The organism is Bacteroides faecalis, assembly GCF_003865075.1.
Classification (GTDB): domain Bacteria; phylum Bacteroidota; class Bacteroidia; order Bacteroidales; family Bacteroidaceae; genus Bacteroides; species Bacteroides faecalis.
This window is the reverse complement of the sequence record NZ_BHWB01000004.1, coordinates 43,907-59,077: the sequence shown is the minus strand read 5'-3', so window position 1 is coordinate 59,077 and position 15,171 is coordinate 43,907. Positions and strand designations below refer to the sequence as shown.

9 protein-coding genes, 2 tRNA genes and 1 pseudogene are annotated in these 15,171 nt (G+C 39.3%); 1 reads left to right on the top strand and 11 read right to left on the bottom strand.

What is annotated here, in order from left to right; genetic code table 11:
- Positions 1 to 363: 363 nt before the first annotated feature.
- The 11 genes and pseudogenes from EJF25_RS08135 to yaaA all read right to left on the bottom strand — a co-directional run bounded on the left by EJF25_RS08135 (position 364) and on the right by yaaA (position 12,593).
- Positions 364 to 1,563 carry a glycoside hydrolase family 88 protein gene (locus tag EJF25_RS08135; protein ID WP_125040835.1) on the bottom strand — a complete coding sequence of 400 codons (1,200 nt, stop codon included), beginning with the start codon at positions 1,561 to 1,563 and terminating at the stop codon, positions 364 to 366.
- Positions 1,564 to 1,723: 160 nt separating this feature from the next.
- Positions 1,724 to 2,214: pseudogene (locus tag EJF25_RS08130) on the bottom strand (DUF4488 domain-containing protein).
- A gap of 155 nt (positions 2,215 to 2,369) precedes the next feature.
- On the bottom strand, positions 2,370 to 4,031 hold the full coding sequence (locus tag EJF25_RS08125) for an IS1182 family transposase (RefSeq protein ID WP_125040504.1): 1,662 nt from the start codon (positions 4,029 to 4,031) through the stop codon (positions 2,370 to 2,372).
- A gap of 139 nt (positions 4,032 to 4,170) precedes the next feature.
- Positions 4,171 to 5,574, bottom strand: coding sequence for an asparagine--tRNA ligase (gene asnS, locus EJF25_RS08115; RefSeq protein ID WP_025075943.1), 1,404 nt, complete (start codon positions 5,572 to 5,574; stop codon positions 4,171 to 4,173).
- A gap of 27 nt (positions 5,575 to 5,601) precedes the next feature.
- Positions 5,602 to 7,080: a pseudouridine synthase gene (locus tag EJF25_RS08110; protein WP_125040833.1), complete on the bottom strand. Its 1,479-nt coding sequence runs from the start codon at positions 7,078 to 7,080 to the stop codon at positions 5,602 to 5,604.
- Positions 7,081 to 7,152: 72 nt separating this feature from the next.
- The gene (purB, locus tag EJF25_RS08105; protein ID WP_125040832.1) at positions 7,153 to 8,499 is read right to left on the bottom strand and encodes an adenylosuccinate lyase; all 1,347 of its coding nucleotides are present in this window, start codon (positions 8,497 to 8,499) and stop codon (positions 7,153 to 7,155) included.
- Positions 8,500 to 8,648: 149 nt separating this feature from the next.
- Entirely contained in the window at positions 8,649 to 10,529 is a 1,881-nt protein-coding gene (locus tag EJF25_RS08100) for a glycoside hydrolase family 35 protein (protein WP_125040831.1), read from the bottom strand.
- Between the two features lie 100 nt (positions 10,530 to 10,629).
- Positions 10,630 to 10,704, bottom strand: a tRNA-Val gene (locus EJF25_RS08095).
- Between the two features lie 34 nt (positions 10,705 to 10,738).
- Positions 10,739 to 10,813, bottom strand: a tRNA-Val gene (locus tag EJF25_RS08090).
- Between the two features lie 450 nt (positions 10,814 to 11,263).
- Complete coding sequence (locus tag EJF25_RS08085) at positions 11,264 to 11,815, bottom strand: sugar O-acetyltransferase (RefSeq protein ID WP_125040830.1); 552 nt, start codon at positions 11,813 to 11,815, stop codon at positions 11,264 to 11,266.
- Positions 11,816 to 11,819: 4 nt separating this feature from the next.
- Positions 11,820 to 12,593, bottom strand: coding sequence for a peroxide stress protein YaaA (gene yaaA / locus EJF25_RS08080; RefSeq protein WP_025076386.1), 774 nt, complete (start codon positions 12,591 to 12,593; stop codon positions 11,820 to 11,822).
- Positions 12,594 to 12,701: 108 nt separating this feature from the next.
- Between yaaA and EJF25_RS08075 the strand changes: the two genes are divergently transcribed.
- Positions 12,702 to 15,026 (top strand): PAS domain-containing sensor histidine kinase, encoded by a 2,325-nt coding sequence (locus tag EJF25_RS08075; RefSeq protein ID WP_125040829.1) that lies wholly within the window; start codon positions 12,702 to 12,704, stop codon positions 15,024 to 15,026.
- Positions 15,027 to 15,171 lie beyond the last annotated feature (145 nt).

The following is a 15,171-nucleotide window of genomic DNA, read 5'->3' as shown; positions in this document are numbered from 1 at the left end:
AGCCTCCCCGGACAAAAGGATAACTAACTTGCTATGAATTAATCTCTTATCATTTTGAGATAATAATCGGCTTGCAAAAGTACGGCTTTTCTTTGAAATGGCAAACTATTTCTATCTTTTTTTGGTTATATTCAATTGAAAGACAAGGCAGAGAAACATTGTAAGACTAATTCTGGCCAAAGGAAAATCAATAAGAAAGAAAAATTCTCAGAGTTCAAAGTCTGATTTATCTACTGATATTTTAATCCCCTTACTTTACCATTTCAGATATAGAGAAGTGTAAAGTAAGGGAATATCTTGAAAAAAATTCAATCGACGGATGACTCAACTTAGAATTTTCATGTTGGAAATAACCTTTTCTCTTTAATTAAACTTTTTCAGTTCACCGTATCGACTTAGCGCTTCCAAATAATAATAGTCAGCATAGTTTAGCGGTACATCTATATCACTTTTGCCCGGATAGTTACCAACCGAATGCTTCAAAATAAATCCTTTATTCTCATTCTCCTTCGCTAAATAATCTGACGAAGAAAGTTGTTTCAAAATATTTTCTGCATATTTTATATAGCTATCACCTAATTTATGATTGTCCACATATCCACCTAATTCAAGTAATGCCGAAGCCGTAATAGCAGCTGCCGATGCATCCCGCGGTGCATCGGGAATATCGGGTGCATTATAATCCCAATAAGGAATATAGTCCTTTTTCGAAGGACGATTTTCCATGATAAAATGAGCGATTTTACGTGCTGCTTCTAAATAAGCCGGATTCTTTGTAAAACGATAACACATTGTATATCCATAAAGCCCCCAAGATTGCCCACGTGCCCAAGCTGAAGAATCTGAGTATCCTTGAAAAGTGCCCTTAGATTCTACTTTACCATCCGGAACAGAATAGCTGACTACATGATAAGATGACATATTCTCACGAAAATGATTTTTTAGAGTTTTATCTGCATGAGCAACGGCTACATCACGAAATTTCGAATTACCAGTCTGCTCAGACGCCCAGAAAAGAAGTTCAAGATTCATCATATTATCAATGATAACAGGATAAGTCCATTTACCAAAATCCCAAGAACGAATCAATCCTACCTCCGGATTAAAGCGTTTACAAAGACTATTGGAAGTATTAACCAGAATTTCTTTATCCTTCTGTTCCGGTTTCAAACGAATGGCATGTCCATAACTGCAATACATCATAAACCCAACATCATGATTTCCTGTATAATACTGAATTTCCTCCAGTCGGTTAGTATATTTCCGAGCTTCTTTTGCCAAGTCTTCGTCACCTGTCATTTCATAAGCTAACCACAATGAACCTGGATAAAAACCACTTGTCCAATCTTGAGCTTTCCCCATTGCATAACTCCCATCAGCTTTGAGAGTGCGTGGAAAGTAAACTTTGTTCTGTACATCTTTCAATTGTTCTGCCATGTAAAGCAGCTGATGGTTAGAAGTCTTCACTGCATTCTTAAACCATTTTGGTGTACTTGCCCAAGAAGCACTACAACTAGCAAGCAAGCCCATAGCACAAATGGCAATACATAGTGTTCGTCTCATTTTCATTTTAACAATGTTAGTGTTATATTAATTAATAGTCCATTATTCACGCTACTGATACACAAAATAATGATTCGTCAAAAATATACAAAAATTACGTACTTCTACTCTATACAAAAAAAGAAATACGCAATTTTCCTATACAATATGACAAATTTACTTATCTCACAATATCTTCTGGGAATTTATCCGGCATCCCAACTCGTTTCCATGTTTCTTGATACCAGGTATTCAACTCATTTCCGTTCAAATCATTTTTATAAAAAACTTCAAATGCATGTAATCATTATCCTCAATTACAAACTCCAATACATTGTCCTTATTATCCAACATCGGAAGATGAATATTCTTCTCGATGCTCTCTTTATAAGAATTCTTCGTCAGTTGTTTCCACGTACCATATCCGGTAATGATTGCATCAGAACCGGGAATAAGAGTAAAATTCACAATTCGGCCGTCATCACTCAATACCTTAAAAGTATTACTAGGTTTCAAGTAACCTGCAACGTCCGGGCTCTCTGACACATAATGACATAATTGCCATATTCCTTTCAATTCGGCGGGTTTGAACTTTGTTTTCTTTTGGGCCATCACACCAGTTACTGCCATTAACATCACAGCTAAAACAGTAAAGAAATAGAGCTTTTTCATGATAATATGATTTTAATTAATACTCTTCAATCCCTATGTCCAAATATAAATATTTTTTTTGAAAAGACAATTATTATGAGCAAAAAAAGAGGTTGTGTCAAAACGTTGGCACAACCTTTTTCTAAAATTTATAGTCCTGTTATCTTTTCTTTTGGCTATGCCGCTTTTTTCTCATTCATTTGGTAACAAGTTACTATATTCCCGTTGTATCGAGTTATAAATAGCCCAATAAATATAGATTTAGCAAGTGTAATGAACTCCTTTCCTGCCTTTCTCAGTTTTGCACACATCTTTTTGATATTAAAAGCTATGGCAAAGAAGGCAAAGTCCATTGTCACCTTGTCTTCTCCCATATGCCGGAACCTTCTGTATGCCATGTTGTATTTCATTTGTCCAAAAACGGCTTCCGGTTCTATACACCGCCTGCCCCTATGCCTGATTCCTTCTTCTGAGAGCAACCTTTCCCGTGCCTGCCTTTTGTATTGGTTTAACCGGTGGTTGACTTCTATAATACGGTTCCCCCGGGCTTTAAAGCAACTGCCACGCAAAGGACAGCCTTCGCATCTTTGTGCTTTATACCGGGCACTTTCGGAGATGTATCCGCTCGCTGTTTTGTCACGTCTGGTTCCTATACGGTTCATGTGCTGCCCCATAGGACAAACGTAGTAATCCTCCCCCGCATTGTAATGGAGACTCTCCGCATGGAATGGGTTGGGGGTATAACGGGGACGCTGTTCTTTATGGAAGTAGTTGTACTTGACAAAGGCTTCTATCCCATTATCTTGCATGAACCGGTAATTTTCTTCCGAGCCGTAACCGGAGTCTGCCACACCGATACCCGGTAAGCGGTTATAGCGGTGCTGGAAGGAGTGGAAGAAAGGGATCAGGGTCAGCGTATCGGTGGGGTTGGGAAACAGCCGGAAGTCTATGATGAACTGGTTTTCAGTACCTGTTTGTAAATTATACCCGGGCTTGGTCTGCCCGTTCTTCATGGCGTCTTCTTTCATACGCATGAATGTAGCATCAGGATCGGTCTTAGAATAGGAATTACGTTCTCCAAGGACTTCAAGGTGATTGTCGTATTCCATCAGCTTGTCACGGTACTCCTCAAGTTCCCGGACCTGTTTCTTCTTTTCCCGGATGACTTTCTTTTGTTCCTTGTCCTTTGTTACAGGCTGGTGTTCCAGCACCTCTTTAAGTTCATTCACTATATCTGAGAGCATGGCAGGAGTGAACTCTACGGATGTGTCTTTGGAGGAGTTCTCTTGGGCTATGGCTTCATCTACCTGCTCCAGGAGAATGCGGATCTTATCCATCAGCTTTGTACGGTTCTTTTCGACTGTCTTGCGCCAGACAAAAGTATATTTGTTGGCCATGGACTCAATCTTGGTACCGTCGATATACTCTACGTCAAGGCTGATAAAACCTTTGTCGGCAAGGACAAGAACCAACTGCGTAAATACGGTATTTATTTCTTCTTTTACACGGTTTCGAAAACGGTTGATGGTAATAAAATCCGGATGTTCATTACCGGAAAGCCAGATATAATGGATGTCACGTAGGAGAAGCTTCTCTATTTTGCGGCACGAATAGATATTGTTCATGTAGGCGTAGATAATTACCTTGAGCATCATTTTAGGATGATAAGGACAACGACCGGTTGCTTTATAAAGCTTCTTGAAATTGTCAAGATTGAGATTATCAACAACTGTATTAACGATGCGAACCGGATCGTTCGATGCTATGTTCTCATCAATTCTTCCGGGAAAAAGAACTGTTTGGTTGGGAATGTAAGGACGAAAATGTAACTTTGCCATAACGAAAAACTTTATGCCTAAAGTTACAAAAATTTTGGGTAATAACAAAGCCCGGGCTTGCGAAAGTCTGGGCTTTGCGCATAAAAAAAGGTTGTGCCAGCATTTTGACACAACCTCTTTACATAAATATACTAAAATATTAGAATTCAGCATTTCTTGGCGTACGCGGGAATGGTATCACATCGCGAATATTCGACATACCTGTCACAAATAACAGTAGTCGTTCGAAACCGAGCCCAAAGCCCGAGTGAGGACAAGTACCAAACTTACGAGTATCCAAATACCACCACATATCCTTCATTGGAATATGTAGCTCTTCAATACGGGCAACCAACTTGTTATAGTCTGATTCACGTTCAGAGCCTCCAATAATTTCACCAATTTTCGGGAAAAGAACATCCATTGCACGTACTGTCTTATTGTCATCATTCATCTTCATATAGAAGGCCTTAATTTCCTTCGGATAATCAGTCAGAATAACTGGACGTTTGAAGTGTTCTTCTACCAAATAACGCTCATGTTCAGAAGCCAAATCCACTCCCCAGTAAACGGGGAATTCAAATTTGTGTCCTTTTGCTACAGCGTCTTCCAGAATCTTAATACCATCTGTATAAGACAAACGTACAAAGTCATCTTTCAAAACACCCTGCAGACGTTCTATTAATTCCTTATCGAACATATCGTTCAAGAATTTCACATCATCCGCACAGTTATCCAATGCCCATTTCACACAATATTTAATGAACTCTTCTGCCAAGTCCATATTGTCAAGAATATCATTGAAAGCTACTTCCGGCTCAATCATCCAGAACTCGGCCAAGTGGCGTGGAGTATTAGAATTCTCAGCGCGGAAAGTCGGACCAAATGTATAGATAGACCCTAAAGCTGTAGCAGCTAATTCACCTTCCAACTGACCAGAAACAGTCAGACTAGCCTGTTTTCCAAAAAAGTCATCATCATAAATGATAGAACCGGCTTCATTTTTTTTCAGATCATAAAGGTTCATTGTGGTTACCTGAAACATTTGTCCGGCACCTTCACAATCGGAAGCTGTAATAAGCGGAGTATGGAAATAGAAAAATCCCTTATCATGGAAAAACTTGTGAATAGCAATCGCCATATTGTGACGAATACGGAACACTGCACCAAAAGTATTGGTGCGCGGACGCAAATGAGCAATCTCGCGCAAAAATTCCATGGAGTGACCTTTTTTCTGCAATGGATAGGTATTGTCGCAGACACCCAGAACTTCGATTTCACGAGCCTGTATTTCCACTTTCTGACCGGAACCCACAGATTCCACCATTACCCCATTCACACTCAGACAAGCGCCGGTAGTAATCAACTTCAACATCTCCTCGTCAAAATTAGCCAAGTCTACTACAACCTGCACATTATTTATTGTAGAACCGTCATTCAGTGCGATAAAGTTTACTTGTTTGCTACCTCTACGGGTGCGAACCCATCCTTTCACATTGACCACAGCGCCAAAATCTTCGCGCTTAAACAGATCAACAATTTTTGTTCTACCAATCTTTTCCATAAAATTAATTTAATACAATATTATAAATTACTCAAACGCTCCCATACGGAGATAGTTTACTTCTACCTCTGTCAGGTAACGCCAGTCTCCGCGGCGCAAACCTTTCTTAGTAAGTCCAGCAAAGAATACCCTGTCGAGTTTTATTACTTTATATCCCAGTGATTCGAATATACGACGAACGATACGGTTCTTACCTGAGTGAATTTCGATACCAACCTGGTTTTTCTTAAAATCATCTGTATAGCTGATGTCGTCTGCATGAATTTCACCATCTTCCAATTGAATTCCAGCTGCAATTTGTTCCATATCCGCTTTTGTCAGATTCTTATCCAAATGAACATGATAAATCTTCTTCTTCAGAAATTTCGGATGCGTCAGTTTAGAAGCCAGATCTCCATCATTCGTTAATAGCAATACACCAGTTGTATTACGGTCGAGACGCCCCACGGGATAAATACGTTCTGCACAAGCACCTTTTACCAAATCCATCACAGTACGACGTTCCTGAGGATCATCAGAAGTTGTAACCGTATCTTTCGGTTTATTCAGCAATACATATACTTTACGTTCAATGCTAACCGTTTCATCATGAAACTTCACAACATCTGCACGTTTAATCTTTGTTCCTAATTCTGTAACTACTTCACCGTTTACAGAAACCACACCGGCAGTAATAAACTCATCAGCCTCACGACGGGAGCAAACGCCAGCATTTGCCAAGAATTTATTCAAACGGATCGGTTCGTTCGGATCAATAAATTGTTCTTTGTACTCAATTTGTTTCTTTCTGCTATATTTAGCATTTGGATCATAGTCATTGGTACGTGGACGCGGACGGTAACCACCTTGTCGGTCATTATTAAAGCGTGGACGATAGCCGCCTTCACCATTATTATTGAAACGAGGACGATAAGGACGATCACCGTATGAGCGGTCACCTCCCTCACGATTGTAAGGACGTTGAGGGCGGTCGCCACCTTCACCATTATTGAAACGAGGACGATAAGGACGCTCACTGTATGAGCGGTCGCCTCCCTCACGATTGTAAGGACGCTGCGGACGTTCACCACCTTCACCATTATTATTAAAGCGTGGACGATAAGGGCGTTCACCACCTTCACGATTATAAGAAGGACGTTGTGGACGGTCACCATAAGAACGGTCGCCACCTTCACGATTGTAAGGACGCTGCGGGCGTTCACCACCTTCACCATTGTTATTAAAGCGTGGACGATACGGACGATCACCACCTTCACGATTGTAAGAAGGACGTTGAGGACGGTCACCATAAGAACGGTCACCATAAGAACGCTGAGGACGTTCACCACCTTCATTGTTAGCATTAAAGCGTGGACGATACGGTCGATCGCCACCTTCACGATTGTAAGAAGGACGATACGGACGTTCTCCACCTTCTCTGTTGTAAGACCTGTTACCATCACGGCCGGCACCTGTATTCTCTTCATTAAAAGAATTTTCGCGCCATTCTTCGTTTTCTGTGCTCATTGTTTATTCGAATAAAATTAGACTTTGGCCTCACGGCCTGATTTAAAAACACGTTTATTGTATAGTAAACAATTAAAGTCCCGTATAAGTATGCGGAGTAATTGCTCTTAACTCTTTTTTAATATTTTCGCTTACATTTAAACCCTCAATAAACTCTTTAATAGAACTTTCAGTAATAGCCTGATTCGTTCTTGTCAATGCCTTCAAAGCTTCATACGGATGAGGATAAGCTTCGCGGCGTAAAATGGTTTGTATAGCCTCAGCCACTACGCTCCAACAATTGTCCAAATCACGACATATAGCAGATTCATTGAGCAACAGTTTACGAAGTCCTTTTAAGGAACTCTGAACAGCGATAACAATATGACCGAAAGGTGCACCGACATTACGCAGCACAGTAGAATCCGTCAAGTCGCGTTGTAAACGTGACACTGGAAGCTTCACTGCTAAATGTTCTAAAATAGCAGTTGCAATACCCAGATTACCTTCTGCATTTTCAAAATCAATAGGATTTACCTTATGCGGCATAGCGCTTGAGCCCACCTCTCCGGCTTTGATCTTCTGTTTAAAGTATTCCATTGAAATATACTGCCAAAAGTCCCGATTCATATCCACCATTACAGTATTGATACGCTTCATTGCGTCAAATATTGCAGAAAGGTTATCATAATTAGAAATCTGCGTAGTGTATTCCTCGCGCTCCAAACCAAGTTTTTCAGCAACGAAACGATTACCAAATTCTTTCCAGTCATATTGAGGATAAGCTACATGGTGAGCATTATAGTTTCCGGTTGCACCACCAAATTTTGCAGTAATCGGACAAGCCTTCAAGGTTGCCAACTGACGTTCCAAGCGATAAACAAAAACCATAACTTCTTTACCTAGACGAGTCGGAGAAGCCGGCTGTCCATGAGTCTTAGCAAGCATAGGAATATTTGCCCACTCTGTTGCATAACTCTTCAACTGTGCAATCAGCTCTTCCATCAACGGATAGTATACCTCTTCCAAAGCTTCCTTGATAGAAAGAGGAACAGATGTATTATTGATATCCTGAGAAGTTAATCCGAAGTGAATGAATTCCTTGTAATCATCCATTCCCCCCAGTTTATCAAACTCTTCTTTCAAGAAGTATTCTACTGCCTTTACATCGTGGTTAGTTACACTTTCGATATCTTTAATACGCTGCGCGTCAGCTTCTGAGAAATTACGATAAATATTCCTCAAGATTTCAAAAACGCTCTTATCAATTCCTTTCAACTGAGGTAACGGAAGCTCACATAAAGTAATGAAATACTCCACTTCCACCTGTACACGATATTTAATCAGTGCGAATTCTGAGAAATAAGCTGCTAAAGCTTTAGTTTTGCCTCTATATCGACCATCAATTGGAGATATGGCCGTTAATACATCAAGTTCCATAAGTTTTTAGATAATTATCAGGTCGCAAAATTAACTCTTTTTCCTGATTAACAAGTTAAAACGATGGGTAAAGTTTCTATAAAAGTGACTAAAAAACAATGAGCGGCAGATACTGTCGCTCATCACCATCTATATTTTCACCTACTTTTTCAATTTAATTTCATCAGAACCGGAGTCTTCACTGTCCTTACTTCTGTTTTTGGCTTCTCATTCAATTGCTCAAAAACAACAATTTTATTTTCACCTTTTTTTAGCCAGACACCCGGTATGTAAAGCGTCTGTTGAGGTCCAACTTGCCAATAACGCCCAATATTAATTCCATTAATGAAAATAATTCCCTTACCCCAGTTTTCCATATCAATAAATGTATCACCTATTTTATCCAGTGTAAACGTTCCACTATAAATCACCGGACAGTCTTTTAATTTCTCACTTGCCGATTCATTATTGTCATAAACATCACCTGTTAGCTTTGACAAGTCAGGCACTTCACTCATCGGAAGCTGATACATATCCCATTCACCGGTAATTTCTCTTCCGGCAATCTTCACCGGACTAATAATACCTTTATTATTGTGCACTATTTCACTCCCATAGTTTATACGCCCCATATTTTCAACCAAAATCTGCAAGGTAGCATTGAAAGGCACCTCTATCTCCATAGAATATATCTTTGCATTCCGATTCAAAACTCCCACCTTTTCACCATCTACATAGACAACTGCATAATCACGCAATCCCGGGATTTCAAGTATTCCGCTAATTGGCTGATTAAAGTGACGCGTATAAAGCACATAACCATAACCTTGATTCAGTTGTTCAAATGTTAAAGGAGTATCAGCAGATACTGGCTTCATTTTTTCAGCGAAACCAATCACATCTGCTACTTTATTCAATTTAATAGAAGGTATCTCAATAATAGGATTTTTAGCAGGTACGGCAGGAATCGGATATTTCACATATTTCTTAATGACATTACGCACTGAATCATATTTAGGCGTCTCCCATCCGGCCTCACTTATTGGCGCATCATAATCATAACTAGTCAAATCCGGTTGTATATCACGCTTCTTATCATAATTCGCCCCACTGGTAAATCCAAAATTAGTACCGCCATGCACCATATAGAAATTAATAGAGACATCATTTTTTAAATAAGCCTCAGTTTGACGAGCAACTTTCGAAGCATCTAATTGAGGAAATGGTTCAGCCCAGTGAGACAGCCACCCCGGATAAAACTCCGCTACCATATAAGGACCCTTACCATTATGATACTGATCAACCACTTTTTTCAGATTAGCAATATCACTCTCTCCATTAGCCGTTGGCAAAGCTCCAGGCGTGGAACCACCCTCAAATAGCCAGCTTCCGTCTGAAGTAAATAGTGGCACATCAAATCCTGCATCAGCCAATTGTTGTTTGATCTTCGCATTATAAGCCCGGTGTTCCTCCAATGGAATATCCGTACGCTGAGAGACATAAGATCCAAACTCATTTTCACATTGTACCATTACAATAGGACCACCTTTTGTACACAACAAACCGCCAACTTCTTTATACAAACGATCAATATACGCTTTTGTACATTTCAGAAACTCAGCATTATCCCTTCTAATCTCCATACCTTTTATATTCTGAAGCCACCAAGGATATCCACCAAATTCCCATTCGGCACAAACATATGGACCAGGACGAAGAATAACCATCATACCCTCCTCACCTGCTATTTTAATATATTCTGCCAGATTCTTATCGCCTGTAAAATCCCAGACACCCGGTTCAGGTTCATGAATATTCCAAAACACATAAGTAGCTACGGTATTCAATCCCATTGCTTTCATCATCTGAATACGATGACGCCAATACTGATGAGGAATACGGGGATAATGCATTTCACCGGAAATAATAGGAGTCACTTTTCCATTTCGATAAAAGGCTCCGTCCTTAATCTCAAAATTATTCTTCTGAGCCATTACAAACAAAGGCAAGAATGCCACGAATAGTAACCAGATAATGTTTTTCTTGTGCATAGTAATAATATTGATTAAAAATAGGGGTTATTGACAAATAAAACGCAAAGATAAATAAAAAAAGAGTTCCGTAACAGAATTACGGAACTCTTTTTCAGTGTGGGCGTTGACGGATTCGAACCGCCGACCCTCTGCTTGTAAGGCAGATGCTCTGAACCAGCTGAGCTAAACGCCCTTGTTAATGAGCCGGAAGTGCTTGTGTTTTAGTGTGGGCGTTGACGGATTCGAACCGCCGACCCTCTGCTTGTAAGGCAGATGCTCTGAACCAGCTGAGCTAAACGCCCTTACACTTCCGTTTCAAAAGCGATGCAAAGGTACGGCTTTTTTCGAGACCTGCAAACATTTGCTGAATTATTTTTCAAGAACTTTTCTATCTAAAAAGGAACTCATTGATTATCAATAAATAATAAATAAAGTTTTTTTCATGTAACTTTTATCTCCCTTAAACCGTTTCTTATAAATAGAATAAAAAAGATAATCGCGACTCTTTCTCTCTCATTAAATAATAAACAAAAGATGAAACGAATGATTAGTATCAGCCTATGCATGTCACTTATTGCGCAAAATTTACAGTTAAAGAGAAGAATTACGTTGGAGAAAAAACGTAGAATTCACAAATGTCATTTAAAAGACGATCCTTCTCTTATCTTATATACCTTGAAGATGGCATACAAACGAAGACAACAATGCAGACACACTAAAGTCCGGATAATAAATTTCTCGGATACTCAGTTCTAATCTTTCTTGCGGATAATGCGAGCAGGATTTCCCACTGCAACACTGTCATCAGGAATATCTTTTGTAACAACACTTCCCGCTCCAATTACACAACGGCTTCCAATCGTCACTCCAGGACATATAATCGCTCCACCTCCTATCCAGCAGTCCTCACCTATTGTTACCGGATAAGCATATTCTTTCGAACCGCGACGTTCCAAATAATCCATCGGATGATGAGGAGTATAGATCTGCACACAAGGTCCGACTAATGTATGGGCACCTATCGTAACATATCCTCCATCCAAAAATGTACAATTAGCATTCACAAAAACGTGTTCGCCCAACTGAATGCCATCTCCATGATCACAATGAAAAGGCGGACAAATGATCGAGGTCTGCGGAATTCCAGGGATCAGTTCCTCTAATAATTCTCTATATTCCTCATCATACGTACTCAATCCTCTCATTTGTGCTAATAACTTTTTAGCCCGTTCAAAACTTGCCTGTAACTCGGGCACCGACATATCAGCCAACTGGCAGTTACGCATTTTTTCTACTTCTGTCATTTTCTCATCCTTCTTTACCATTAATAAACACATAGCTTTTCTCATCCGAGAGAGATTCATCAAATTCGAATCCTTCCCACGAAAAACTTTTTAATTCTTCCGGGTCCTCTATCCTGTTTTTTAAAATAGAGCGCGTCATTTCCCCACGAGACATTTTAGTATATACAACAACCGTAGCCGGTTTCCCGTTCTTCCATACATGAAACTCAGGAGTTACCACCCGGACCTCTTTTTCTATCCGTCTCCAATCGAATAATCCCTTCATCTCGTCACTAGCCAAATTACAAAGTATTCCCCCAGCCTTCTTTATGTCATCTATAAACACATCTGTCAACCGAGACCTCCAATAAACAAACATATTTTGAGTGCCCAATTCGGGTAACACAACGTCTCCTTCCAACCTGTATGGATGAATCATATCCAATGGACGCAACAGTCCATAGCAAAAAGATGTCAGCCGCAAATGCTCTTGCGCATAAGAAAATTCCTCCACCGAAAAGTCTTGCGGATTCAAACGCTTAAACACAATTCCTGTATAAGCCAAAAAAGCAGGCAGTTCTGAAGTTCCCTCCGCGTGAAAAGCCTGATAGCGTTTATAGTTCTCAACAGCTATCTTCGAATTCACCCGCAAAATTCTTTCCAAGTCTTCCACAGAGAACTGCGACATCTGAAGAGCTATCTCAGAAGCCTCTTGCCGAAAACGTGGCATTGTTTCAAATGGGGTGGTTATCTTAGACGAACCACTCATTGTTTTAGCACAAGATAATAATACAATCATCCGATCTATCTATTTTTATCATTTAAGAAACAAATATAAATTATTTTATCGTACCTTTGTTCGTATCTGATAAAAAAAGAGAGTTCAACATCATCTTATAACAAGATTATGATAGCACAAAAAGCAAACATTGAGAGCAACAGCGATCTGCAAACCCCAAAAACTGTGTTAGATTATGGCACTATTTTCAACAAAGCTCCGGTAGGACTAGAATATTACGATAAAGACGGAATTCTGGTTGATATAAACGAAACAGCCCTACAGATCTATGGATGTGCCGATAAAGAACATCTATTAAAAAGCCGTATCTGTTTTTACGATCATCCCAACTACAAATCACAAATAAAAAATGAAGCTGACAAATACCGTACCTGTACTTGCAACTTCAACTATGACTTCGATTTGCTTAAAAAGGAAAACTATTACCTCGATAGTAAACGTTCCGGAAAAGTCAGAATACAAAATAATATCGAACCTATAATAAATGAAAAAGGGGAGATTGAAGGAACTATTGTCTCAACTATAGAGATTACCGAAGACACTAACCTTAGATACGAACAACTTTATCGTGAAAAAGAAATTATCACAGAAGCACTTCCCATTGGACTCGCCATATACGATAAAGATGGTTACCAACAATTTATCAATCCGGCATTAGCTTCTATTTTTGGAGTAGAAGATATTGAAGCTCATTTAGCTAAACATATCAATTTGTTCGAAGACCCAATAATCTCCGAACATTTAAAGGAAAAAATTCGAAATAACGATATTACAGAAGCAAGTATTGAATATAGTCTTCAAGCTGTCTCCCAAACTAATTATTTCGACACTGGATTACCAGAAACTACTATATACCTAAACTGCAAGAGTAGAAAAATAAAAGATAAATCCGGCAACGTTCAAGCTATTATGTTGCTCATATCCGACGCAACAAACTATGAAAGAAAAAATCAGGAACTTCAAGAAGCTTACCAGAATTTGAGTTTAGCTCTGGATGCGGGAGATATGGCCGCTTGGATGTTTGACATTCACACAAAAATGTATTACACCATTCTGGGCAATACAATTGCCGGTGCTGGCATTTCCCAGGAAGATAACCTGAAAATATTACACCCTGACGACCAACAAATGCAACAAGACTTGTTGTCCTCTATAGCTCGTGGAGAAAAAGAAAAAGGAATAGCCGTATTTCGTTACTTATCAGAAGATGGTAAATACCACTATTACGAAAGCCAGATCATTCCGAAAAAAAAGAATGGAAAAATAACACATCTTACCGGTACGCAGAAAGATGTTACAGAGTGGTATAAGTTAACAGAAAAACTTAAAAGAATCAATCAGCAAAATACACTGATATTGAATAATATCAATTCCGGATTAGTCTATATATCTGCAGACTACAAGGTTATCTGGGAAAATGTATCTTTCATTTTCCCAGAACAATCTAACGGAAAGCGATACTACGAAGCAGGAAAACTATGTTATGAAAGTGCTAAAGATTCGGATTCTCCCTGTCAAGGATGCACTATGATGAGAGCTATGGAATCTAAAAATGTAGAACACTCTGAATATTCTATTCTTGGTAAAACAATAGAAATTTATGCGAATCCTATTTTGAACGAACAAAACGAAGTGGAGGGAGTCATACTACGAATTGATGATATTACTCAACGCAAACAGATTCAGAATGAGTTGGAAGCTACAAGAAACGAAGCGCTTGCTTCTAATGAGCAATTAAAACAGGCAAGAGACAAAGCGGAACAGTCCGATAAGTTAAAATCTGCCTTCCTTGCCAACATGAGCCATGAAATCCGCACCCCTCTCAATGCCATTGTCGGTTTCTCCGAACTCCTTCATAACACTGTCAATAAGGAAGAAAGTGCCGAATATTGGAAGATCATCTCTACCAATAACAATTTACTTTTAACGCTAATAGGTGACATTCTCGATCTCTCCAAAATAGAAGCAGGTTATGTTGATTTGGTAAACAGAGAGTTTGATATCACTCAGCTTTTTGAAGAGATGGCAACTCTTTATAAGCAAAAGATGAATGACAAAGTTACCTTCCGCTGCTATACTCCATATCAAAGTTACATTGTTAATTTGGATAAAAACCGTTTGACTCAAATCCTGACCAACTTTGTCAATAATGCAATCAAATTCACCCAAGAAGGCTCTATTGAAATAGGATATGCTATTTGCAATGATTTTCTAAGAATTTATTGTTCGGATACAGGTATCGGCATCTCGGAAGAAAACACTGTTAAAGTATTCGGACGCTTTGAGAAATTAAACGATTTTGCGCAAGGTACCGGATTGGGACTCTCGATTTGCAAAGCAATAGTAGATGCACAAGGCGGTACAATCGGAGTTAATTCGAAGACAAACGAGGGTTCCACATTCTGGGCAGAATTACCACTAAATAAAAATTGAGACTATCCGAAAAGTCTGTAAACCTGATCGTTTTGTCATTCAGTACATTGTTCTCCCCCGATAACGGGGAGTTTCGACGACATTTAGGATGACAAATACAGTATACAGTAACTTTCCGGACAGCCTCAGTTTATATATCTTCAGA